The sequence below is a fragment of the gamma proteobacterium symbiont of Axiagastus rosmarus genome (genome assembly GCF_059730925.1).
Genome location: NZ_AP035925.1, coordinates 3,362,090 through 3,384,731, shown reverse-complemented (window position 1 = coordinate 3,384,731; position 22,642 = coordinate 3,362,090). Strand labels below are relative to the sequence as shown.

Sequence of the window (22,642 nt, the reverse complement as noted above, 5' to 3'; positions counted from 1 at the left end):
CTTCCTTACGTTATCCATACGATTTTGTTATATTTATGTGACGGATTACGCAAAAGCACCGCCTTTCCCAACCCATTCAATTAAAAAAATGCTCAGCCTGAATCTGAAAAAACAGTACATCAACGATCTGGTGGACTGGATCGAGGCCAATCTGACCGACGAGCTCAACATCGATCTGATTACCCTGAAATCCGGTTACTCCAAGTGGCACATGCAGCGCATGTTTAAAGAGATGACCGGCCAGACGCTGGCCTCGTACACGCGCAAACGTCGTCTGACGCTCTCTGCCATGGCGCTGCGCCTGACCAGCATGCCGCTTATCGATATCGCCGTGCGGTTTGGCTTTGATAATCAGCAAAACTTTACCCGGGTGTTTAAAAGCCACTTCGCCATGACGCCAGGCGCTTATCGCCGCATTCCTGAGATGCAGATGAAAGACTTCCACAGCCGCATCTCAACCCAGCGGCAGTGGGTGAGTGCGCGCCTGGCAGAGAAGCCGGAGCTGAAGCTGTGCGGAGAAGTGATCGAGTGGGAGTGCCGCTTCGGCGAATACATTGACCACCACAATCACGTGGTGGCGCAGCATACGCGTGATTTCATCGCCTTCGCCGGCCAGCACGTGCAGCGTGGCTGGCTGGGTTTTCAGTTCAGCCCGGGGGTTAACTCCAGCGATCAGCAGCATATCAGCCTGTTTCAGGCGCTGGAGAGCCAGTACGCCGACGTGCTGACCGGCAATGTACAGAACTGGACCGGTGAAAGCGGACTGTATGCGGAGATTGACTGGCACGGCGCGCCGGAAGAGATCAATGCGTTCACCGCAGAGGTGTACTACAACCATCTGCCTGCGCTCGGCGTGGCGCGGCGGCCGGGCAAGGACCTGATTAAGCTCGATCTCCGCTACAGCACGCCGGATCTGCTGCAGGGCACCTTTTACATTCCGGTCAAAGTCGGATAATGCATAAATCGTGCGGTAAACTGTGATAAACCGCACGATTTTATAAATTCCTGCGCCTGAGTGGCGTAAAATCCTTCACTGAAACCTGACTGACCGTGGAAAACACTGTTTGCCACCTCTCAGGCTGGATTATCACCTGCATGCCTGGTCCATTCCGGACCGTTATAGTGAAAAGACAAAAAATTATGCGACTTCTACCGTTGTTACTTTCAACAGCGCTTGTGGCGTTTTCCGCGCTGGCAAGTGCCCAGATGGCTGAGCCTTTCTCACCGCCAGGCGGCCTGCATCCGCATCAGCCGCATTGCGCCCAGCACGAGATTGCCGGCGACAATGCGCTGCCCCAGCAGCATAGCGATGACGTGACGCTGCTGACCTGCACCAACCATCAGGCCTGATGGCGCGCCTGGCTTCCTTCACGCCGGTTAAGTAAAGAATCTGCCAGCCGCTCAATTCCGTCGCGGCGCGATTTATCGTGCCCGCGCACCTCTTCATTTCCCGTTTTAAGCCTTTGCTCGGAAATTCCGAGTAATAAACGAGACATAAGCTGCTTTTAACGAGGTGTCTCAGCCGCTAAACTTCTCCACCAAATGTCTCTGCTCAGGAGGAGTTGTGAACAAACCCCGTAGTATTCGAAGCTTGCTGAAAAGCTTTATCGAAAGTGACGCCAGTAACGGCATGGTGCTGATTCTGGCGGCCGTGGCGGCGATGGTGCTGGCCAATAATGCTGCCACCGCGCAGGGCTATCAAAACCTGCTGGCGGAGCCGGTACAAATTCGCTTCGGCGCGCTGGATATCAGCAAAAATCTGCTGTTGTGGATTAATGATGCGCTAATGGCGCTGTTCTTTTTGCTGATTGGCCTCGAAGTGAAGCGCGAGCTGATCACCGGTGAGCTGGCCAGCCGCGATCGTGCCATCTTCCCGGTGATTGCGGCGCTGGGTGGGATGGTCGCACCGGCGCTCATCTTCCTTCTGTTCAACCACGATAACGACATTGCCCGCAACGGCTGGGCCATCCCGACCGCCACCGACATCGCCTTTGCACTCGGCGTGCTGGCGTTGCTTGGCAGTCGCGTACCGGCGGCGCTGAGAGTGTTCCTGATGGCGCTGGCGATCATTGATGACCTCGGTGCCATCGTGATTATTGCGCTGTTCTATACCAGCGATCTGTCAGTGCTGTCGCTGAGCGTAGCAGCCGGTGCTATCGTGCTGCTGGCAATCCTCAATCGCTGCGGCGTACGCAACATCGCGGTGTATATGCTGGTGGGCGTGGTGCTGTGGACCGCGGTGCTGAAGTCCGGCGTGCATGCCACGCTGGCGGGCGTGGTGGTGGGCTTCTTTGTGCCGCTGGAGGAGAAAGAGGGACACTCACCGGCTGAGCACCTGGCGCATGGCCTGATGCCGTGGGTGAACTGGCTGATCCTGCCGCTGTTCGCGTTCGCCAATGCCGGTATTTCACTCAGCGGCATCACCTTTGGCGATGTGCTGTCGCCGGAGCCGCTCGGCATTATCCTCGGTCTGCTGATTGGTAAACCGTTAGGGATCACGCTGTTCTGCTGGCTGGCGGTGAAGCTGCGGCTGGCGGCGCTGCCAGGCAGTACCACTATTCGCGATATCATGGCAATCGGCGTGCTGTGCGGCATCGGCTTTACCATGTCGATTTTCATCAGCTCGCTGGCGTTTGACGCCGCGCATGAACAGCTGGTGACGTTCTCGAAGCTGGGCATTCTTAGCGGTTCGCTGCTGTCGGCGGTGATTGGTTACACGCTGCTGCGCATCAAACTGCGCTAATAAGGGGAGGCGCAAGCCTCCTTTATCGTATGAATCAGCTCAATTTTAATCATCTCTATTACTTCTGGCAGGTGTGCAAAACCGGTTCGGTGGTGCGCGCCGCTGAAGTCTTGTGCCTGACGCCGCAAACCGTGACCGGCCAGATCAAGGCGCTGGAAGAGCAGCTGAATGGCGTGCTGTTTCGCCGTCAGGGGCGCGGCCTGGTGCCCACCGAGCTGGGGCAGCTGGTGTTCCGCTATGCCGATCGCATGTTTATGCTCAGCCAGGAAATGCTCGATATCGTTAACTACCGCAAGGAGTCGCATCTGCTGTTTGATGTTGGCGTGGCGGATGCGCTGTCAAAACAGCTGGTGAGCAAGGTGCTGGAAACGGTGGTGATGGCCGGCGAGAAAATTCAGCTGCGCTGCTTTGAATCAACGCATGAAATGCTGCTGGAGCAGCTCAGCCAGCACAAGCTGGATATGATCCTCTCCGACTGCCCGATTGATTCAACCCAGCAGGCCGGGCTGTTTTCGGTCAAGCTCGGCGAATGTCCGGTTAGCTTCTGGTGTAATGCGCCACTGCCTGAGCTGCCATTTCCCGCCTGTCTGGAGCAGCGGCGCCTGCTGCTGCCCGGCCGGCGTTCGATGCTGGGGCGCAAGCTGCTGAACTGGATCCACAGCCAGGGGTTACAGGTTGAGATTCTCGGTGAATTTGATGATGCGGCGCTGATGAAGGCGTTTGGCGCGCAGAACAATGCGATCTTTGTCGCACCGACGCTGTACGGAGACGATATCTACCGTGACGATAGCGTGCGCGAGATCGGCAGGCTGGAGACGGTGATGGAGGAGTATCACGTTATTTTTGCCGGGCGCATGATTCAGCATCCGGCGGTGCAGAGCATTTGCCATCGCGACTTCAGCGCGCTATTCAGCCACGGATCGCAGGCATAAAAAAACCGGCGAAGCGCCGGTTCTTTTAACAAAGCGATAAACAGACGGCGATTAAGCCAGTTTGTTGATCTGAGCAGTCAGGTTTGCTTTATGACGTGCAGCTTTGTTTTTGTGGATCAGACCTTTAGCAGCCTGACGGTCCACGATTGGTTGCATTTCGTTGAATGCGTTCTGCGCAGCAGCTTTGTCGCCGGTTGCGATAGCCGCGTATACTTTCTTGATGAAAGTACGCATCATAGAACGATTGCTCGCGTTATGCTTGCGACGTTTCTCAGATGTTACGGCGCGTTTCTTAGCTGATTTGATATTAGCCAAGGTCCAACTCCCAAATGTGTTCTATATGGACAAATCAAAGGCCGAGGACTATGCCTTTTGCGCCTTCTTTTGTCAATGGATTTGTGCAATAAAGCGTCGTTTTAACCACGACACCCGCTTACGTAATTGATGGCGCAAGATTCTACCAGCAACACCGCGCTGAATACAGTATTTCGCAACAAAATTGTTGTGATGGGGCCGGAGCCGCCAGCCAGCGGGCGCCTGACGCTGAATCAGGCGCAGGAAAGGCACGCAGACGGGTTAACCTGAACGCTATTCAAGGGTATAATCCGCCGATTTCCACCGGTTTGAGTCAGCCATGAAGTTTATCCGCGGTATTTACAATCTGAAAGAGCAGCATCGCGGCTGCGTCCTGACCATTGGTAATTTTGACGGCGTGCATCGCGGCCACCAGGCGCTGATGGCGGAGTTAATTGCCGAAGGACGTAAACGCAACCTGCCGGTGGTGGTGATGCTGTTTGAGCCACAGCCGCTGGAGCTGTTTGCCGGCGACAAAGCGCCGGCGCGCCTGACGCGTCTGCGTGAAAAGCTCAAATACCTCGCACTGGCGGGCGTTGATGCCGTGGTGTGCGTGCGCTTCGATCGCCGTTTTGCAGCACACTCAGCACAAAGCTTTATCAGCGAACTGCTGGTCGACAAGCTCAATGTGAAATTCCTCGCAGTGGGGGATGATTTCCGCTTTGGCGCTGGTCGCCAGGGGGATTTCCTGTTATTACAGAAAGCCGGTGCGGAGTATGGCTTTGAGGTCATCAGCACCCAGACCTATTGTGATGGCGGCAAACGTATCAGCAGTACGGCGGTACGTCAGGCGCTGGCGCAGGACGATTTTGCTCAGGCGCAGCAGCTGCTCGGTCATCCGTTCAGTATTTCTGGCCGCGTAGTGCACGGTGATGCACTGGGACGCACCATTGGTTTCCCGACCGCCAATCTCCCGCTTCGTCGCACCGTGACGCCGGTAAAAGGTGTCTTTGCGGTAGAAGTGCTGGGGCTGGGCGAGCAGCCTATACCCGGCGTGGCAAACATTGGTACGCGCCCGACGGTAAAAGGTCTGCGTCAGCAGCTTGAAGTTCACCTGCTCGACACACATATGAATCTTTATGGGCGCCACATTGAGGTGGTGCTGAAGCAGAAGATTCGCGACGAACAGCGTTTCGCTTCGCTGGACGCGCTGAAAGAACAAATTGCGAAAGATGTGGTGACGGCCCGCCAATTTTTTGGGCTAAAAACACCGGTTTAATGACCGAAATACGGAACCGAGAATCTGATGAGTGACTATAAATCTACCCTGAATTTGCCGGAAACGGGGTTCCCGATGCGTGGCGATCTGGCCAAACGCGAACCGGGAATGCTGCAACGTTGGTATGATGACAACCTGTACGGCATCATCCGCGCAGCCAAAAAAGGGAAAAAAACCTTTATCCTGCATGATGGCCCTCCGTATGCGAACGGCAGCATTCATATTGGTCACTCAGTTAACAAGATTCTGAAAGATATTATCGTTAAGTCGAAAGGCATGGCGGGCTTTGACTCGCCGTATGTTCCCGGCTGGGACTGCCACGGCTTACCGATTGAGCACAAAGTTGAGCAGATGATCGGCAAGCCAGGCGAGAAAGTCAGCGCAGCTGAATTCCGCGCCGCCTGCCGCAACTACGCGGCGGAGCAGGTTGAAGGCCAGAAGAAGGACTTCATCCGCCTTGGCGTGCTCGGCGACTGGGATCGTCCTTATCTGACCATGAATTTCCAGACCGAAGCCAACATCATTCGCGCGCTGGGCAAAATCATTGGTAATGGCCATCTGCACAAAGGCGCCAAGCCGGTGCACTGGTGCATGGACTGCCGTTCCGCGCTGGCGGAAGCGGAAGTGGAGTATTACGACAAAACTTCACCTTCTATCGACGTGATGTTTAACGCGCTGGATGCCGATGCGGTACGCGCGAAGTTTGGCGTTGCAACGTCAGAAGGCCCGGTTTCACTGGTTATCTGGACCACCACGCCGTGGACCATGCCGGCAAACCGCGCCATCTCGCTGCATCCGGAATTCGACTACCAGCTGGTGCAGATTGCCGGCCGCAGCCTGATCCTCGCGAAAGATCTGGTGGAATCGGTGTTGAAACGCGCAGGCATCAGTGAGTGGCAGGTGCTGGGCGAGTGCAAAGGCGCCGCGCTGGAGCTGCAGCTGTTCCAGCATCCGTTCCTTGAGCAGATCCAGTCGAAAGTGGTGCTGGGCGAGCACGTCACGCTGGACGCCGGTACCGGTGCGGTGCACACCGCGCCAGGCCACGGTCCGGATGACTATGTGATCGGCCAGAAGTACGGCATCGAAACCGCTAACCCGGTCGGGCCGGACGGCGCGTATCTGCCGGGCACCTATCCAACCCTGGATGGCGTTAACGTATTTAAAGCCAACGACATGATCGTTGCGCTGCTGCAGGAGAAAGGCGCGCTGCTGCACGTGGAAAAACTGCTGCACAGCTATCCGCACTGCTGGCGTCATAAAACGCCAATCATCTTCCGTGCTACGCCGCAGTGGTTTATCAGCATGGATCAGAAAGGCCTGCGTGCGCAGTCGCTGAAAGAGATCAAAGGTGTGCAGTGGATCCCGGACTGGGGTCAGGCGCGTATCGAAGCGATGGTCGCTAACCGTCCGGACTGGTGCATCTCGCGTCAGCGCACCTGGGGCGTGCCGATGGCGCTGTTCGTCCATAAAGAGAGCGAGCAGCTGCACCCGGATACGCTGGAGCTGATGGAGAAAGTGGCGCAGCGCGTCGAGCAGGACGGTATTCAGGCGTGGTGGGATCTCGATCCGCGCGATCTGATGGGCGATGACGCCGATCACTACGTCAAAGTGCCGGATACCCTCGACGTCTGGTTTGACTCCGGATCGACCAGCTTCTCGGTGGTAGATGCGCGTCCGGAATTTGACGGGCACGCACCGGATATGTATCTGGAAGGCTCGGATCAGCATCGCGGCTGGTTCATGTCGTCGCTGATGATCTCCACGGCGATGAAAGGCAAAGCGCCTTACCGTCAGGTACTGACTCACGGCTTCACCGTCGACGGTCAGGGCCGCAAAATGTCGAAATCCATCGGCAACACCGTGGCACCGCAGGACGTGATGGACAAACTGGGCGCAGATATTCTGCGTCTGTGGGTGGCCTCAACCGACTACTCCGGTGAGATGGCAGTATCCGACGAAATCCTGAAACGGGCCGCCGATAGCTATCGCCGTATCCGTAACACTGCGCGCTTCCTGCTGGCGAACCTTGCAGGCTTCAACCCGGCGACCGACTGCGTCAGTCCGGAAGAGATGGTGGTAGTGGATCGCTGGGCTGTCGGCCGTGCGCTGGCGGCACAGCAGGATATTGTGCAGTCGTACGAGAACTACGATTTCCACGAAGTGGTGCAGCGTCTGATGCACTTCTGCTCCATCGAGATGGGCTCGTTCTACCTCGACGTGATCAAAGATCGTCAGTACACCGCGAAGGGCGACAGCCTGGCGCGTCGCAGCTGTCAGACCGCGCTGTGGCATATCGCTGAAGCGCTGGTGCGCTGGATGGCGCCGATCATGTCGTTCACCGCGGATGAGATCTGGGGCTATCTGCCTGGCGAGCGTCCACAGTACGTGTTCACCGAAGAGTGGTATCAGGGCCTGTTTGGTCTGGCGCAGGATGAAGCGCTGAACGATGCTTACTGGGCAGAACTGCTGAAAGTGCGCGGTGAAGTGAACAAGGTGATTGAGCAGGCGCGCAGCGACAAACGCATCGGCGGCGCACTCGAAGCCACCGTCACGCTGTACGCCGATCCGGAACTGGCGGCGAAGCTGCAGGCGCTGGGCGATGAGCTGCGTTTCGTGCTGCTGACCTCGGGCGCGACCGTGGCGGATTACGTAACGGCCAGCGACGAAGCGCAGCAGAGCGAGCTGTTAAAAGGTCTGAAAATCGCGCTGCATAAAGCAGAAGGCGAGAAATGCCCGCGCTGCTGGCATTACACTACTGACGTCGGCCAGAATCCGGAGCATGCTGCGGTGTGTGGACGTTGCTACACCAACGTAGCCGGAAACGGTGAAGTGCGGAAATTTGCCTGATGAGTAAACTGTGCTCAACCGGACTGCGCTGGGTATGGCTGGTGCTGGTGGTGATCGTGGTCGATTTTGCCAGCAAGCAGTGGGTCATGAATAACATGATGCTGCATGAAACCCAGCCGCTGATGCCGTTCCTGAACCTGTTCTACGCGCACAACTATGGCGCGGCGTTCAGCTTCCTGGCAGACAAAGGCGGCTGGCAGCGCTGGTTCTTTGCCGGTATCGCCATCGCCATTGTGGTGTCGCTGCTGGTGATGATGTATCGCAATCGCGCCAGCAATAAATTAACCAACATTGCCTACGCGCTGATTATCGGCGGGGCGCTGGGTAACCTGTTTGATCGTGCCTGGCACGGCTTTGTGGTCGACTTTATCGACTTCTATGTCGGTGACTGGCACTTCGCCACCTTTAACATTGCCGACTGCGGAATCTGCATCGGTGCGGCGCTGGTGGTGCTGGAGGGCTTTCTCAGCCCGAAAGGCAAACAGGTCACGAATAAATAAGGGTAACAGATGACAGACATCGTTCAGCGCGACAGCGCGCTGCTGGTGCATTTTACACTGAAGCTGGAGGATGGCTCGACGGCTGAATCCACGCGCGCCAACGGCAAGCCTGCGCTGTTCCGTCTGGGAGATGGCAGCCTGTCGGCGGCGCTGGAGCAGGAGCTGGTCGGACGTAAAGTGGGCGATCAGCACGCCTTTACGCTCGAGCCGGAAGACGCCTTTGGCGCTGCCAGCCCGGATCTGATCCAGTACTTCTCGCGCCGTGATTTCATCGACGCGGGCGAGCCGGAAGTCGGTGCCATCATGCTGTTCAGCGGCATGGGCGGCAGCGAGATGCCGGGCGTGATTCGTGAAATTTCCGGTGACTCGATTACCGTCGATTTCAACCATCCGCTGGCGGGTCAGCGCATTAAATTCGAGATTGAAGTGCTGGAGATCGATCCGGTGCTGGAGGCCAGCGATGCAAATCCTGTTAGCTAACCCACGCGGTTTCTGTGCAGGCGTCGACCGCGCCATCAGCATTGTCGAGCGGGCGCTGGAGATGTATGGCGCGCCAATCTACGTGCGTCATGAAGTGGTGCATAACCGCTATGTGGTCAGCAGTCTGCGCGAGCGCGGTGCGATCTTCATTGAAGAGATCAGTGAAGTACCGGACAACGCCATCCTGATTTTCTCGGCACACGGCGTTTCCCAGGCCGTGCGGGCCGAAGCGAAAGCGCGCAGCCTCACCATGCTGTTTGACGCCACCTGTCCGCTGGTGACCAAGGTGCATATGGAAGTGGCGCGTGCCAGCCGTAAAGGCGTGGAAGCGATCCTCATCGGCCACGCCGGCCATCCGGAAGTGGAAGGCACCATGGGTCAGTACAGCAATCCGAACGGCGGCATGTATCTGGTGGAGTCGCCAGAGGATGTGTTTAAGCTGCAGGTAAAAGATGAAAACAACCTGTGCTTTATGACGCAGACCACGCTGTCGGTGGATGATACCTCGGACGTGATCGATGCGCTGCGTCAGCGCTTCCCGGCAATCATCGGACCGCGTAAGGATGATATCTGCTACGCCACCACCAACCGCCAGGAAGCGGTGCGCGTGCTGGCGCAGGATGCGGAGGTGGTTCTGGTGGTCGGCTCGAAAAACTCCTCCAACTCGAATCGTCTGGCGGAGCTGGCGCAGCGTGCCGGCAAGCTGGCGAAGCTGATTGATTCTGCGGATGATATTCAGGAAGAGTGGGTCAAAGGTGTGCAGTGTATCGGCGTTACCGCCGGCGCTTCAGCTCCGGATATTCTGGTGCAGCAGGTGATTCAGCGCCTGCGTGAGCTGGGCGGCGAAGCGGCGATCGAGCTGATTGGCCGTGAAGAGAATATCGTGTTTGAAGTGCCGAAAGAGCTGCGCGTCGACGTACGCAACGTGCAGTAAGCACTTCAATTTGCTGACAGAAACAGGCCGACAATGTTCGGCCTTTTCTTTATCCTTTATCACCTCAGCCGTGACTTCCAGCGGGCGGGATTGCTTTTACTGATAATCTATCGTGGCTGGCCTAAAATTCTTATTATCCCGTTATTATTGTGGCGTGACTGTTATCTGACCGTTAACCTGTTTACGCTTTGCATGCATAGTTTTGTATCAGGAATGAATAAATATGAGTGAAATCCGCATTGCTATTGTTGGTGCGCCGGGTCGCATGGGACGCAATCTGATTCAGGCCGCACAGCAGGCGGAAGGCGTGGTGTTAGGCGCGGCGCTGGCGCGCAGCGGTTCCTCGCTGCTGGGGGCGGATGTCGGTGAACTGGCGGGAATCGGTAAAACCGGCGTACGGGTGACCGACGATCTGCGGCAGGTGGTGAATGATTTCGATGTGCTGATCGATTTCACCCGTCCGGAAGGCACGCTGGAATATCTGGCGTTCTGCCGTCAGCATCAAAAAGCGATGGTGATTGGCACCACCGGTTTTGATGAAGCCGGTAAGGCAGCCATCCGTGAAGCGGCTGAAGAGATTGGCATCGTGTTTGCCGCGAACTTCAGCGTCGGCGTCAATCTGGTGCTTAACCTGTTACAGCAGGCGGCGAAAGTGATGGGCGACTATGCGGATATCGAGATTGTGGAAGCACATCACCGCCACAAAGTGGATGCGCCATCAGGTACGGCGCTGGCGATGGGAGAGGCGATTGCCGACGCCATGCACTGGAAGCTGGATGAGCACGCGGTTTACGCGCGCGAAGGCCATACCGGCGAGCGCAAGGCGCAAACCATCGGCTTTGCCACCGTGCGCGCGGGCGATATTGTCGGTGAGCACACCGCGATGTTTGCGGATATCGGCGAGCGCGTAGAGATTACGCACAAGGCTTCCAGCCGCATGACCTTCGCCAATGGGGCCGTTAAAGCCGCTGCATGGTTGAAAGATAAAAAATCCGGCCTTTATGATATGCGTGATGTGCTGGATTTATCGATGTTGTGAGTGTTGTGAACCATCGTGATGTGGTTATTTCAATCGGTAAGATATTGATTGAGCGGGGCAATGTTTTCATTGCCCTTTATTTTGTCTGTAAAATGGCAGTCTTACTGTTATTTTTGTTTGTGATTCTTGTTTTTATGATTTATCTGCGCGTTTTTTCGTGTCGGATGGCTTTTTTTGACCATTTGGTCAAAAATTTACGCAGTCAGCCGGGGTTTTGCCATTAATTGCGTCAGGCAACCGATTATTTATCGGAGATCTCTCACTATTTTGTCGCCTTGCTTCACTTTTAACATTCAGTAGCCCGAAATATACAAAAAAATAACCACTCAGGGTAGACAATTACCAGGTCGATCATTAGAATGCGCGCAATTTGCCAAAAATCGAGCGGTCAGGCGGTTTTTGCATTGATTCAGCGCATCATTTTGAATTAATATGCAGATATTGTGACTGTTTATTCCCTGGAGGATGTTTTGATTAAGTCAGCGCTCTTGGTTCTGGAAGACGGAACCCAATTCCACGGTCGGGCCATCGGGGCAACGGGATCGGCAGTGGGGGAGGTCGTTTTCAATACGTCAATGACCGGTTATCAAGAAATCCTCACTGATCCTTCCTATTCCCGCCAGATCGTCACCCTCACTTATCCTCATATCGGCAACGTTGGTGCCAATGCCGCCGATGAAGAATCCAGTCAAATCCATGCTCAGGGCCTCGTCATCCGCGATCTGCCGCTGATTACCAGCAACTTCCGCAGCGAAGAGAGCCTGTCAGCCTATCTGCAGCGCAACAATATTGTCGGTATCGCCGATATCGATACGCGCAAATTGACGCGCCTGCTGCGTGAGAAAGGGGCTCTGAACGGCTGCATCATCGCCGGCGACAGCCCGGATGCGGCGCTGGCGCTGCAGAAAGCCCAGGCGTTCCCGGGCCTGAAAGGCATGGACCTGGCGAAAGAAGTGACCACGGCGGAAACCTACGCGTGGCAGCAGGGGAGCTGGGCGCTGAAAGGCGGCCTGCCTGAGCAGCAAAGCGCTGACGCGCTGCCGTTCCACGTGGTGGCTTATGACTACGGCGCCAAGCGCAACATTCTGCGCATGCTGGTGGATCGCGGCTGCCGCCTGACGGTTGTCCCGGCGCAAACGCCGGCTGATGAGGTGCTGGCGCTGAATCCGGACGGGATTTTCCTGTCGAATGGCCCTGGCGACCCGGAGCCGTGCGACTACGCCATCAGCGCGATTCAGGCTTTCCTGAAAACCGACATTCCGGTGTTTGGTATCTGCCTTGGCCATCAGCTGCTGGCGCTGGCCAGCGGTGCGAAAACCGTGAAGATGAAGCTTGGCCATCACGGTGGCAACCATCCGGTGAAAGACCTCGATAACAACACCGTGATGATCACCGCGCAGAACCACGGTTTTGCCGTCGATGAAACCAACCTGCCGGCTAACCTGCGCGTGACCCATGTTTCCCTGTTTGACCAGACCGTACAGGGCATTCACCGCACCGACAAACCGGCGTTCAGCTTCCAGGGACATCCGGAAGCCAGCCCAGGCCCGCACGATGCGGCGCCGCTGTTCGATCACTTTATCGAACTGATCGAAGCTTACCGTTCTAACGCGAAGTAATCAGGAGCCCACGATGCCAAAACGTACTGACATAAAATCTATCCTGATCCTTGGCGCTGGCCCGATTGTGATTGGCCAGGCATGTGAATTCGACTATTCAGGTGCGCAGGCGTGTAAAGCGCTGCGTGAAGAGGGTTACCGCGTCATTCTGGTGAACTCTAACCCGGCCACCATCATGACTGACCCGGAAATGGCGGATGCGACCTACATCGAGCCTATCCACTGGGAAGTGGTGCGTAAAATCATTGAAAAAGAGCGCCCGGATGCGGTGCTGCCGACCATGGGTGGCCAGACCGCGCTGAACTGTGCACTGGAGCTGGAGCGTCAGGGCGTGCTGGCCGAGTTTGGCGTGACCATGATTGGTGCCACCGCCGATGCGATTGATAAAGCCGAAGACCGTCGCCGCTTCGACGTGGCGATGAAGAGCATCGGCCTGGATACCGCACGTTCCGGTATCGCGCACACCATGGAAGAAGCGCTGGCGGTAGCGGAAGAGGTCGGTTTCCCGTGCATCATTCGTCCGTCATTTACCATGGGCGGCACCGGTGGCGGTATCGCTTACAACCGCGAAGAGTTTGAAGAGATTTGCGAGCGCGGCCTCGATCTGTCGCCAACCAATGAGCTGCTGATTGATGAGTCGCTGATTGGCTGGAAAGAGTACGAGATGGAAGTGGTGCGTGATAAAAACGACAACTGCATCATCGTCTGCTCGATCGAAAACTTTGACGCCATGGGGATTCACACCGGTGACTCCATCACCGTGGCGCCAGCCCAAACGCTGACCGATAAAGAGTATCAAATCATGCGTAACGCCTCGCTGGCGGTGCTGCGTGAAATCGGTGTCGAAACCGGCGGTTCCAACGTCCAGTTCTCGGTGAACCCGAAAGATGGCCGCCTGATCGTCATTGAGATGAACCCGCGCGTGTCGCGCTCCTCAGCGCTGGCCTCGAAAGCGACCGGCTTCCCGATTGCCAAAGTTGCGGCCAAGCTGGCGGTGGGCTTTACCCTCGATGAACTGATGAACGACATCACCGGTGGCCGTACGCCGGCCTCGTTCGAGCCGTCCATCGACTACGTCGTCACCAAAATTCCCCGCTTCAACTTCGAGAAGTTTGCCGGTGCCAATGACCGTCTGACCACGCAGATGAAATCGGTCGGTGAAGTGATGGCGATTGGCCGCACGTTCCAGGAATCGATGCAGAAAGCGCTGCGCGGTCTGGAAGTGGGCGCCAGCGGTTTCGACCCGAAAGTGGATCTGGATGATGGCGAAGCCCTGACCCGTATCCGCCGCGAGCTGAAAGATGCCGGTTCTGACCGCATCTGGTATATCGCTGATGCGTTCCGTGCCGGCATGTCAGTCGACGGCGTGTTCAACCTGACCAACGTTGACCGCTGGTTCCTGGTGCAGATTGAAGAGCTGGTGCGCCTGGAAGAGCAGGTGGCGCGCGAAGGTGTCAACTCGCTGAGCGCAGATTTCCTGCGTGCGCTGAAGCGTAAAGGCTTTGCCGATGTGCGTCTGGCAACGCTGGCGGGCGTGGCGGAGAGTGAAATCCGCAAGCTGCGTCATCAGTTCAACCTGCATCCGGTTTACAAGCGCGTGGATACCTGTGCGGCAGAGTTCGCCACGGATACCGCCTACATGTACTCCACCTATGAAGAAGAGTGCGAAGCCAATCCTAATCAGGATCGCGACAAAATCATGATTCTGGGCGGCGGGCCAAACCGTATCGGTCAGGGTATTGAGTTCGATTACTGCTGCGTGCATGCGGCGCTGGCGCTGCGTGAAGACGGTTACGAAACCATTATGGTCAACTGTAACCCGGAAACCGTGTCAACCGATTACGACACCTCAGACCGTCTCTACTTCGAGCCGGTAACGCTGGAAGACGTGCTGGAGATCGTGCGCATCGAGCAGCCAAAAGGCGTTATCGTGCAGTACGGTGGTCAGACGCCGCTGAAGCTGGCGCGCGCGCTGGAAGCGGCTGGCGTGCCGGTGATTGGTACCAGCCCGGATGCCATTGACCGCGCGGAAGATCGTGAGCGTTTCCAGCAGGCGGTGGATCGCCTGAAGCTGAAACAGCCGGCTAACGCCACGGTGGCGACGCTGGAACAGGCGGTAGAGAAAGCCGCAGGGATTGGCTATCCGCTGGTGGTGCGTCCTTCTTATGTGCTGGGCGGCCGGGCGATGGAAATCGTCTATGACGAAGTGGATCTCAAGCGCTACTTCCAGACTGCGGTGTCCGTGTCCAACGATGCGCCAGTGCTGCTGGATCGCTTCCTCGATGACGCGGTGGAAGTGGACGTCGATGCGATTTGCGACGGCGAACGCGTGCTGATTGGCGGCATCATGGAACATATCGAGCAGGCGGGCGTGCACTCCGGTGACTCGGCCTGTTCGCTGCCGGCGTACACCCTGAGCAGCGAGATTCAGAACGTGATGCGCCAGCAGGTGGAAAAGCTGGCGTTCGAACTCAACGTACGTGGCCTGATGAACGTGCAGTTTGCGGTCAAGGACAACGAAGTTTACCTGATTGAGGTGAACCCACGTGCCGCGCGTACCGTGCCGTTTGTCTCCAAAGCCACCGGCGTGCCGCTGGCGAAAGTGGCTGCGCGCGTGATGGCTGGCAAAACCCTGGCTGAACAGGGCGTGACCGAAGAGGTGATTCCGCCGTACTACTCGGTAAAAGAAGTGGTGCTGCCGTTCAACAAATTCCCGGGCGTGGACCCGATTCTTGGTCCGGAAATGCGTTCGACCGGTGAGGTGATGGGCGTGGGCCGCACCTTCGCGGAAGCATTCAGCAAAGCTATGCTGGGCGCGCAGAGCAATATGAAGAAGCAGGGGCGTGCGCTGCTGTCGGTGCGTGAAGGCGACAAGAAACGTATTGTTGACCTGGCCGCGAAGCTGCAGAAGTTTGGCTTCGAGCTGGATGCGACGCACGGTACCGCCGTGGTGCTGGGTGAAGCCGGCATCAATCCGCGCCTGGTGAACAAGGTGCACGAAGGGCGTCCGCACATTCAGGATCGCCTGAAGAACGGTGAGTACACTTACATCGTCAACACCACCGCAGGACGTCAGGCGATTGAGGATTCGAAACTGATTCGCCGCAGCGCACTGCAGTACAAAGTGCATTACGACACCACGCTGAACGGTGGTTTTGCTACCGCGATGGCGCTGAATGCGGATCCGACCGAAAAAGTGATTTCGGTGCAGGAAATGCACGCGCAGATCAAAAGCTAAACCGCCTGCTCTGTGACTAAACGGCCCCGCGCGGGCCGTTTTTTTTTGCTGTTTTGCCTGTGCTGCATAAGGTTATACGTTACAAATCTATTGATTTGACATAATTTTTATCAGTTGATGCGAAACCAGTTACATTCAGGCGTATCCGCACAAAATTATAAATACCTCTCCGCTAAGCGCACCGTACTATTCCGCTGCTCAATCATAGAGCGCTCACCTTAACGGGATATAAAAATGAAAATGCGTGCTTTCACTCTCAGCGCAGTGGCTGCGTTACTTGTTGCTGCACCTCTCGCCAGTCAGGCGGAAATCACCCTGCTGAAGCAGGATCCGCAGGCCGGCGATCCGCTTAGCCGTCTTGATTTCAAAGTGGGCGGCAGTATTCGTCCGCAGTATCTGCATCAGAACGGGGTTAACGATAAATCGTATAAGCGTAACGGCTACGACGGCGGTTCACGTTTCCGCTTCAGCGCCAACTACTACCTGTTTGACGATGTCAGCTGGGTGGGTTACTACGAGCTGGGCGTAAACTTCCCGGCCTGGTGGGGCTGGGATAACCACTATGCGGACGGTGCCCACAACACCACGCGTCGCCAGCTGTATACCGGTTTCAAAAGCGCATCGCTGGGCGAGCTCTATTTTGGCCAGCAGAACAGCGTTTATTACGATGTCGTCGGCGCTAAAACCGATATCTGGGACTACGATATGCTGGCCCAGGCACCGGGCAACGGCATCAACGGTGACTACGACGGATCTTACCGCTCGCGCAAGATGCTGAAGTATAAAAACACCTTTGGCGATGCGGATGTCTATGCCGCTTATCTGTTTGAAGATGACGACTATCTGCCGGGCAACGGCCTGCGCTACAAGCGCAAGGGCGGCGGTTCGCTGGGCGTGAACTATCACATCACCAAAGATCTGGCGTGGGGCACCGCGTGGAACTACACCCGTGCGGATATCCGCAATCCGGGCAATGGCGACAGCAAGCGTTACGACCAGAATATCTACGGTACCGCGCTGAGCTGGACGCCGGACAACTGGACGCTGTCCGCCGGTGCGGGCTGGTATGAGAACTTCTCGCCAACCAAACGCAACACCGTTAACAACTACTTCGCGGATGATGCGTGGGGCGTTGAATACTTCGCCGGTTATAAATTCCCGATCGGCCAGTATGCTGTGAAGAGCATCCAGCCGTACTTCATGGGCGATCGCCTGGAGTTCGTCAACGGACGTAACTACAAGCGTATCGATAACGGCGTGGGCGTCAGCGCGCAGCTCGACTACGGTTTCCGCGTCGACTACGAGTACGTGATCACTTCCAGTACCGATAAATCACTGGGCAACGTTAATCTGGTGCGCCTGCGCTACGATTTCTGATGCGTAAATCAACGGCTCCTGCGGGAGCCGTTTTTTTTGGGGCGGACACAGTGCGCTTTTCTTTACACAGCGCGCGGGCAGCGTGGAGCATCACCCTGAGTTGTAGCGCCTTCACCGCGAATTCTGGCGGCTCTTTCCGCTAACGGCCGCAAAGCCGGAGTAAAACTCTGTCGCTCAGACAAAACGCCGAGCCAAGCGGGCTTTACGTAAATAGCACGGTCGTCCTATCGACGAAAGTTTCACCTTTACGTATCATTGCGCCAATTTTTTTCCTGTAGGTCTTTTAACATGATTAGTTTGATCGCGGCACTGGCAGCAGATCGTATTATTGGCATGGAAAACGCCATGCCATGGCACCTGCCTGCCGACCTCGCGTGGTTCAAGCGCAACACGCTGAACAAACCGGTGATTATGGGCCGTCTGACCTTTGAATCGATTGGTCGCCCGTTACCGGGACGTCTGAATATTGTGGTCAGCAGCCAGCCCGGCAACCATGACGGCGTGACCTGGGTGACGTCGCCGGAAGAAGCGATTGCCGCAGCGGGTGAGGCAGAAGAGATCATGGTGATTGGTGGTGGCCGGATTTATGCGCAGATGCTGGCGCGCGCCGATCGTCTCTATCTGACGCATATCGATGCGGAAGTGGAAGGCGACACCCAGTTCCCGGATTACGAGCCGGACGAGTGGCAGTCGACGTTCAGTGAGTTCCACGATGCCGATGCGCAGAATTCGCACAGTTACTGCTTTGAGATTCTGGATCGCCGCCGTTGAGAGTGGCCAGGTGCGCATGAATGCGCAGCCTGTAAAGGCAGGGATCAATCGCTGTTTTTGACGCGATAAACCCGCGCAATATCAGGCGGATGGCTGTCACGGAACAGATGGTCGTTGTAGGGGCGCCATTTATGGTGACCAAAAAAAAGCCCCGCTAACATCGCGGGGCTTTTTGTTTACTGCATATCGCTCAGGGGGAGGGCGCATTCACCGCGCTTTCCGCCATGGCCTGGTCACGGTTCGAGACCTGGGTGTAATACTGGCCGCTCTCCCAGTGCAGCAGGGTCAGCGTTCCGCCCCAGCAGCAGCCGGTGTCGAGCCCGATCACATGCTCTGGCGTGCCTTTTCCTTCCAGCGAAGCCCAGTGACCAAAGATTTGCGTATAATCGCTGCTGATTTTGCCGGGCACCTGGAACCACGGTTTCAGCGGCGGCGGCGCTGAGGCGGGCGCCTCTTTGCAAATCATATCGAGCTGACCATTGGGGAAACAGAAACGCATGCGTGTCAGCGCATTGGTGCTGAAACGCAGGCGCGCCAGTCCGCTCAGCTCCGGTGTCCAGTTGTTCGGCATGTCGCCATACATGGCATCGAGAAACAGCGGATAGCTGTCGCTGGACAAGACCGCCTCAACTTCACGCGCGCACTGCTGTGCCGTCTCCAGATCCCACTGCGGCGTAATGCCAGCATGCGCCATCAGCAGCTTTTTCTCTTCATCCACCTGCAGCAGCGGCTGGCGACGCAGCCAGTTAATCAGCTCGTCGGCATCGTCCGCTTCCAGCAGGGGCGTCAGGCGATCCTTGGGCTTGTTACGGCTGATACCGGCATACACTGCCAGCAAATGCAGGTCATGGTTGCCCAGCACTATGCGCACACAGTCTCCGAGCGACTTGACGTAGCGCAGTACCTCAAGCGAACCCGGACCGCGCGCCACCAGGTCGCCGGTCAGCCATAGCTCGTCCTGCTGCGCATCGAAATTGACCTGCGCCAGCAGCGCACGTAATTCGTCATAACAGCCATGAATATCGCCAATCAGGTATGTACTCATTAAGTCAGTCCGATGAAAACGCGCCGCCCGGACTGGCCGGGCGGAGGAGGAATTAGTGAATGTGAGTTTGCACCGCGAGGCGGAACACCGGAATCTCCACGTGGAAGGTTTCGCCCTCTTCGTCGATCATCACATAGTGTCCCTGCATGGTGCCCATCGGCGTTTCCAGAACCGCACCGCTGGTGTACTGAAACTCATTGCCGGGCGTGATATGCGGCTGCTCACCGACCACGCCTTCACCCTGCACTTCGGTCTCGCGCCCGTTGCCATTGGTGATCAGCCAGTAGCGGCTGCGCAGCTGCACGCTGTTGCGCCCGAGATTACGAATAGTGATGGTGTAGGCAAACACGTAACGATCCTCATCGGGAGAGGATTGCGATTCCACATACTGACTCAGTACCTGAACACAAACGCGGGCCAGTTCACTCATGCACTCAGTTCTCCGCAGATTCAGCCTGATGATTGCCCAGCCAGTTTGCCAGCTGGCAATACTGCGCCACGGTGACATTTTCTGCCCGCAGCGAGGCGTCGATGTTGAGTTCATCCAGCGCACCGGCCGTGAACAGGTGTCCCAGGCTGTTACGCAGGGTTTTGCGTCGCTGACCAAACGCTTCGGTGGTGATACGGCTCAGTAAACGCACATCGCTGACCGGATACGGTGGCTGGGTAAAGGGCACCAGACGCACTACCGCCGAATCCACTTTCGGTGGCGGGGTGAACGATTGTGGTGGCACTTCCAGCACCGGAATCACCTGACAATAATATTGCGCCATCACGCTGAGACGCCCGTAAGCTTTGCTGCCCGGGCCGGCTACCAGACGGTTAACCACCTCTTTCTGCAGCATGAAGTGCATATCTTTAATCGAACCAGTATAGCTGAAAAGGTGGAACATCAGCGGCGTCGAGATGTTGTAAGGCAGGTTGCCAAACACGCGCAGCGGCTGACCCTGCTCCTTTGACAGCGCGGAGAAGTCGAAGGTCATCGCATCCTGCTGATAAATCGTCAGCTTAGGACCGAGGAACGGGTGCGCCTGCAAACGCGCGGCAAGGTCGCGGTCCAGCTCGACGACAGTCAGCGCATCAAGACGCTCGCCCACCGGCTCGGTTAACGCACCCAGCCCTGGGCCAATCTCCACCATGGCTTCACCCTTTTGCGGATGAATAGCGGAGACGATGCTGTCGATAATGTACTGATCGTTCAGGAAGTTCTGCCCGAAACGTTTACGGGCGTAGTGCCCCTGATGGACGCGATTATTCATTACTGCTCTTGATCATAGTGATGGCGAGGTTAAGCGCCGTAATAAAGCTGCCCGGCTCTGCGCTGCCCAGACCGGCGAGTTCCAGCGCGGTGCCGTGGTCAACAGAGGTACGGATAAATGGCAGGCCGAGGGTGATATTCACCGCGCGACCAAATCCCTGGAATTTTAGCACCGGCAGGCCCTGGTCGTGATACATCGCCAGCACCGCATCGGCATGCTGCAGATATTTCGGCTGAAACAGCGTATCGGCCGGTAACGGACCGGTGAGCTGCAGGCCCTGCTGGCGCAGTTCGTCGAGCGCCGGGATGATGGTATCGATCTCTTCCCGGCCCATATGACCGCTTTCGCCAGCATGCGGGTTGAGCCCGCAGACAAAGATATGCGGCTGCGGAATGCCAAACTTACGCTGCAAATCCTGATGCAGGATGGTGATCACTTCATGCAGGCTGTCACGGGTGATGGCGTCCGCGACATCTTTCAGCGGCAGATGCGTGGTGGCCAGCGCCACGCGCAACGCTTCGGTCGCCAGCATCATCACCACGCGATCGCCACCGGCGCGCTCAGCAAAGAACTCGGTGTGGCCGGTGAAGGGGATGCCGGCGTCATTGATCACGCCTTTGTGCACCGGACCGGTTACCAGCGCGGCAAACTCGCCGCTGAGGCAGCCGTCGCAGGCGCGGGCCAGCGTCTCCAGTACGTAATGACCGTTGGCGACCGTCAGTTCGCCGGCGGTCACCGGCTGCGCCGTCGCGATGGGCAGCAGCGTCAGCGTACCGGCCTGCTGCGGCTGTGGTGCCACGCCGGGCTGATAGTCGCGCAGCGTCAGCGGCAAACCCAGTTGAGCCGCGCGCTGGCGCAGCACGTCGCCGTCTGCGCACACCACCAGCTCAACCGGCCAGTCACGCTGAGCCAGCGCAACGGCGAGATCGGGACCAATCCCGGCGGGTTCGCCGGGCGTGATCGCCACACGATAATTACTGACCATTGCCATCCAGAATCTTCACGTAAGCACTGGCGCGCTGTTCCTGCATCCAGGTTTGCGCTTCTTCGGCAAACTTACGGTTGAACAGCAGACGGTAAGCGCGCTCTTTCTGCGCGGCATCGGTTTTATCCACCTGACGGGTATCCAGCAGCTGAATCAGGTGCCAGCCGAAGGAGGAGTGCACCGGCGCACTGACCTGGCCTTTCTGCAGCTTCAGCAGCGCATCACGGAAAGCCGGATCGTAGATTTCCGGTGACGCCCAGCCAAGGTCGCCGCCCTGGTTCGCGGAACCCGGATCGTCGGAGAACTGTTTCGCGGCAGCGGCGAAGGTGGTTTTGCCACTCTTGATGTCTGCGGCGATCTGTTCAATCTTCTGACGTGCCTGATCGTCGGTAAGGATCGGTGACGGCTTCAGCAGAATGTGGCGGGCATGCACTTCGGTGACCGAAATGTTTTTGCTCTCGCCGCGCAGATCGTTCACTTTCAGGATATGGAAGCCAACGCCAGAGCGGATTGGGCCGACGATGTCGCCTTTCTTCGCGCTGCTCAGCGCCTGCGAGAACAGCGTTGGCAGCTCTTCAATTTTGCCCCAGCCCATGTTGCCGCCTTTCAGCGCCTGCGGATCGGCAGAGTAGGTCACGGCCAGTTTACCGAAATCGGCACCGCCTTTCAGTTCACCCACCAGCTGACGCGCCAGCGCTTCCTGGTCATCAACCTGCTGCTGAGTTGGATTTTCCGGCAGCGGCAGCAGAATCTGACTGATGTTAAGTTCGGTGCCCTGGGTATTCTGCGAGCCGATCTGCTTAGCCAGCGTATCCACTTCCTGCGGCAGAATGGTGACGCGACGGCGCACTTCATTGTTACGCACTTCAGAGATCAGCATCTCTTTGCGGATCTGCGCGCGATAATCGTTGTAGTTCATCCCGTCATAGGCCAGACGGCTGCGCAGCTGATCAACGCTCATGCGGTTCTGCGCGGCGATGTTCTGGATCGCCTGATCCAGTTGCTGATCGCTCACCTGCAGACCGGCTTTTTCGCCCATCTGCAGAATGATGGCGTCCATGACCTGGCGTTCAAGGATCTGATGACGCAGGGTTTTGTCATCCGGCAGCTGCTGACCAGCCTGCTGCGCCTGTGACTTCACGGTGCGCAGCATGTTGTCTACGTCACTTTCCAGCACCACGCCGTTGTTCACGACTGCGGCAACTTTATCGACCATCTGTGGGGCTGCGAACGCAGTGTTAGCGGTGATCGCCACACCAAGAATCAGCATTCTCCAGTTCTTCATACTTTATCCATTGTT

Annotated in this window: 21 protein-coding genes; 14 read left to right on the top strand and 7 right to left on the bottom strand. The window is 57.1% G+C overall.

Annotated features, from left to right (window positions below):
• Positions 1–88: 88 nt before the first annotated feature.
• A complete protein-coding gene (locus AC6I8F_RS16030) occupies positions 89–955 on the top strand; it encodes a helix-turn-helix domain-containing protein (protein WP_058780419.1) in 867 nt (288 codons plus the stop codon).
• A gap of 251 nt (positions 956–1,206) precedes the next feature.
• The gene (locus AC6I8F_RS16025) at positions 1,207–1,350 is read left to right on the top strand and encodes a hypothetical protein (RefSeq protein WP_021507604.1); all 144 of its coding nucleotides are present in this window, start codon (positions 1,207–1,209) and stop codon (positions 1,348–1,350) included.
• Here the strand turns inward: AC6I8F_RS16025 and AC6I8F_RS16020 are convergent.
• Positions 1,341–1,496, bottom strand: coding sequence for a hypothetical protein (locus tag AC6I8F_RS16020; RefSeq protein ID WP_185749240.1), 156 nt, complete (start codon positions 1,494–1,496; stop codon positions 1,341–1,343). The two genes, AC6I8F_RS16025 and AC6I8F_RS16020, sit on opposite strands and share 10 nt — an antisense overlap.
• A gap of 68 nt (positions 1,497–1,564) precedes the next feature.
• On the opposite strand from AC6I8F_RS16020, the gene nhaA reads away from it, so the two are divergent.
• Both nhaA and nhaR read left to right on the top strand, forming a co-directional pair.
• The gene (nhaA, locus tag AC6I8F_RS16015; protein ID WP_498028221.1) at positions 1,565–2,743 is read left to right on the top strand and encodes a Na+/H+ antiporter NhaA; all 1,179 of its coding nucleotides are present in this window, start codon (positions 1,565–1,567) and stop codon (positions 2,741–2,743) included.
• A gap of 29 nt (positions 2,744–2,772) precedes the next feature.
• Positions 2,773–3,675 carry a transcriptional activator NhaR gene (nhaR, locus tag AC6I8F_RS16010; RefSeq protein ID WP_021507602.1) on the top strand — a complete coding sequence of 301 codons (903 nt, stop codon included), beginning with the start codon at positions 2,773–2,775 and terminating at the stop codon, positions 3,673–3,675.
• Between the two features lie 51 nt (positions 3,676–3,726).
• Here the strand turns inward: nhaR and rpsT are convergent, their stop codons facing one another.
• Complete coding sequence (gene rpsT, locus AC6I8F_RS16005) at positions 3,727–3,990, bottom strand: 30S ribosomal protein S20 (RefSeq protein ID WP_013507813.1); 264 nt, start codon at positions 3,988–3,990, stop codon at positions 3,727–3,729.
• A 319-nt stretch (positions 3,991–4,309) separates the two neighbouring features.
• On the opposite strand from rpsT, the gene ribF reads away from it, so the two are divergent.
• The 10 genes from ribF (at position 4,310) to folA (ending at position 18,053) form a co-directional block, all read left to right on the top strand.
• Complete coding sequence (gene ribF, locus AC6I8F_RS16000; protein ID WP_058774845.1) at positions 4,310–5,248, top strand: bifunctional riboflavin kinase/FAD synthetase; 939 nt, start codon at positions 4,310–4,312, stop codon at positions 5,246–5,248.
• A gap of 27 nt (positions 5,249–5,275) precedes the next feature.
• Positions 5,276–8,095: an isoleucine--tRNA ligase gene (gene ileS, locus AC6I8F_RS15995; RefSeq protein WP_031279711.1), complete on the top strand. Its 2,820-nt coding sequence runs from the start codon at positions 5,276–5,278 to the stop codon at positions 8,093–8,095.
• Complete coding sequence (lspA, locus tag AC6I8F_RS15990; RefSeq protein ID WP_021507598.1) at positions 8,095–8,595, top strand: signal peptidase II; 501 nt, start codon at positions 8,095–8,097, stop codon at positions 8,593–8,595. The genes ileS and lspA overlap by 1 nt, the downstream gene beginning before the upstream one ends.
• A 9-nt stretch (positions 8,596–8,604) precedes the next feature.
• Entirely contained in the window at positions 8,605–9,075 is a 471-nt protein-coding gene (gene fkpB, locus AC6I8F_RS15985; protein WP_021507597.1) for an FKBP-type peptidyl-prolyl cis-trans isomerase, read from the top strand.
• Positions 9,056–10,009, top strand: a complete 954-nt coding sequence (gene ispH, locus AC6I8F_RS15980) for a 4-hydroxy-3-methylbut-2-enyl diphosphate reductase (RefSeq protein ID WP_021507596.1) — start codon at positions 9,056–9,058, stop codon at positions 10,007–10,009. The genes fkpB and ispH overlap by 20 nt, the downstream gene beginning before the upstream one ends.
• A gap of 223 nt (positions 10,010–10,232) precedes the next feature.
• The gene (gene dapB, locus AC6I8F_RS15975) at positions 10,233–11,048 is read left to right on the top strand and encodes a 4-hydroxy-tetrahydrodipicolinate reductase (protein WP_498028220.1); all 816 of its coding nucleotides are present in this window, start codon (positions 10,233–10,235) and stop codon (positions 11,046–11,048) included.
• 470 nt (positions 11,049–11,518) lie between these two features.
• Complete coding sequence (gene carA / locus AC6I8F_RS15970) at positions 11,519–12,667, top strand: glutamine-hydrolyzing carbamoyl-phosphate synthase small subunit (RefSeq protein WP_031279710.1); 1,149 nt, start codon at positions 11,519–11,521, stop codon at positions 12,665–12,667.
• 13 nt (positions 12,668–12,680) lie between these two features.
• The gene (gene carB, locus AC6I8F_RS15965; protein WP_166711238.1) at positions 12,681–15,905 is read left to right on the top strand and encodes a carbamoyl-phosphate synthase large subunit; all 3,225 of its coding nucleotides are present in this window, start codon (positions 12,681–12,683) and stop codon (positions 15,903–15,905) included.
• A gap of 234 nt (positions 15,906–16,139) precedes the next feature.
• Positions 16,140–17,282, top strand: coding sequence for a porin (locus AC6I8F_RS15960; RefSeq protein WP_058774843.1), 1,143 nt, complete (start codon positions 16,140–16,142; stop codon positions 17,280–17,282).
• A gap of 288 nt (positions 17,283–17,570) precedes the next feature.
• Positions 17,571–18,053, top strand: a complete 483-nt coding sequence (gene folA / locus AC6I8F_RS15955) for a type 3 dihydrofolate reductase (protein WP_031279709.1) — start codon at positions 17,571–17,573, stop codon at positions 18,051–18,053.
• A gap of 190 nt (positions 18,054–18,243) precedes the next feature.
• Here the strand turns inward: folA and apaH are convergent, their stop codons facing one another.
• From apaH to surA, 5 genes are read right to left on the bottom strand one after another with little or no spacing between them, the layout of a single operon-like run.
• Positions 18,244–19,098 (bottom strand): bis(5'-nucleosyl)-tetraphosphatase (symmetrical) ApaH, encoded by an 855-nt coding sequence (gene apaH / locus AC6I8F_RS15950; RefSeq protein WP_278428419.1) that lies wholly within the window; start codon positions 19,096–19,098, stop codon positions 18,244–18,246.
• Between the two features lie 52 nt (positions 19,099–19,150).
• On the bottom strand, positions 19,151–19,528 hold the full coding sequence (gene apaG / locus AC6I8F_RS15945) for a Co2+/Mg2+ efflux facilitator ApaG/CorD (protein ID WP_211724846.1): 378 nt from the start codon (positions 19,526–19,528) through the stop codon (positions 19,151–19,153).
• 4 nt (positions 19,529–19,532) lie between these two features.
• Positions 19,533–20,357, bottom strand: coding sequence for a 16S rRNA (adenine(1518)-N(6)/adenine(1519)-N(6))-dimethyltransferase RsmA (gene rsmA, locus AC6I8F_RS15940; protein ID WP_481657844.1), 825 nt, complete (start codon positions 20,355–20,357; stop codon positions 19,533–19,535).
• Complete coding sequence (gene pdxA / locus AC6I8F_RS15935; protein ID WP_059010320.1) at positions 20,350–21,342, bottom strand: 4-hydroxythreonine-4-phosphate dehydrogenase PdxA; 993 nt, start codon at positions 21,340–21,342, stop codon at positions 20,350–20,352. The genes rsmA and pdxA overlap by 8 nt, the downstream gene beginning before the upstream one ends.
• A complete protein-coding gene (surA, locus tag AC6I8F_RS15930; protein WP_031279707.1) occupies positions 21,332–22,627 on the bottom strand; it encodes a peptidylprolyl isomerase SurA in 1,296 nt (431 codons plus the stop codon). The genes pdxA and surA overlap by 11 nt, the downstream gene beginning before the upstream one ends.
• Between the last annotated feature and the right edge of the window lie 15 nt (positions 22,628–22,642).

What these genes read in the sequence shown, in the direction of transcription:
- AC6I8F_RS16030 (WP_058780419.1), top strand. Translation starts at nt 89, where the DNA reads ATGCTCAGCCTGAATCTGAAAAAACAGTACATCAACGATCTGGTGGAC.
- AC6I8F_RS16025 (WP_021507604.1), top strand. Translation starts at nt 1,207, where the DNA reads ATGGCTGAGCCTTTCTCACCGCCAGGCGGCCTGCATCCGCATCAGCCG.
- AC6I8F_RS16020 (WP_185749240.1), bottom strand. Translation starts at nt 1,496, where the DNA reads ATGTCTCGTTTATTACTCGGAATTTCCGAGCAAAGGCTTAAAACGGGA.
- nhaR (WP_021507602.1), top strand. Translation starts at nt 2,773, where the DNA reads ATGAATCAGCTCAATTTTAATCATCTCTATTACTTCTGGCAGGTGTGC.
- ribF (WP_058774845.1), top strand. Translation starts at nt 4,310, where the DNA reads ATGAAGTTTATCCGCGGTATTTACAATCTGAAAGAGCAGCATCGCGGC.
- ileS (WP_031279711.1), top strand. Translation starts at nt 5,276, where the DNA reads ATGAGTGACTATAAATCTACCCTGAATTTGCCGGAAACGGGGTTCCCG.
- lspA (WP_021507598.1), top strand. Translation starts at nt 8,095, where the DNA reads ATGAGTAAACTGTGCTCAACCGGACTGCGCTGGGTATGGCTGGTGCTG.
- fkpB (WP_021507597.1), top strand. Translation starts at nt 8,605, where the DNA reads ATGACAGACATCGTTCAGCGCGACAGCGCGCTGCTGGTGCATTTTACA.
- ispH (WP_021507596.1), top strand. Translation starts at nt 9,056, where the DNA reads ATGCAAATCCTGTTAGCTAACCCACGCGGTTTCTGTGCAGGCGTCGAC.
- dapB (WP_498028220.1), top strand. Translation starts at nt 10,233, where the DNA reads ATGAGTGAAATCCGCATTGCTATTGTTGGTGCGCCGGGTCGCATGGGA.
- carB (WP_166711238.1), top strand. Translation starts at nt 12,681, where the DNA reads ATGCCAAAACGTACTGACATAAAATCTATCCTGATCCTTGGCGCTGGC.
- AC6I8F_RS15960 (WP_058774843.1), top strand. Translation starts at nt 16,140, where the DNA reads ATGAAAATGCGTGCTTTCACTCTCAGCGCAGTGGCTGCGTTACTTGTT.
- folA (WP_031279709.1), top strand. Translation starts at nt 17,571, where the DNA reads ATGATTAGTTTGATCGCGGCACTGGCAGCAGATCGTATTATTGGCATG.
- apaH (WP_278428419.1), bottom strand. Translation starts at nt 19,098, where the DNA reads ATGAGTACATACCTGATTGGCGATATTCATGGCTGTTATGACGAATTA.
- apaG (WP_211724846.1), bottom strand. Translation starts at nt 19,528, where the DNA reads ATGAGTGAACTGGCCCGCGTTTGTGTTCAGGTACTGAGTCAGTATGTG.
- rsmA (WP_481657844.1), bottom strand. Translation starts at nt 20,357, where the DNA reads ATGAATAATCGCGTCCATCAGGGGCACTACGCCCGTAAACGTTTCGGG.
- pdxA (WP_059010320.1), bottom strand. Translation starts at nt 21,342, where the DNA reads ATGGTCAGTAATTATCGTGTGGCGATCACGCCCGGCGAACCCGCCGGG.
- surA (WP_031279707.1), bottom strand. Translation starts at nt 22,627, where the DNA reads ATGAAGAACTGGAGAATGCTGATTCTTGGTGTGGCGATCACCGCTAAC.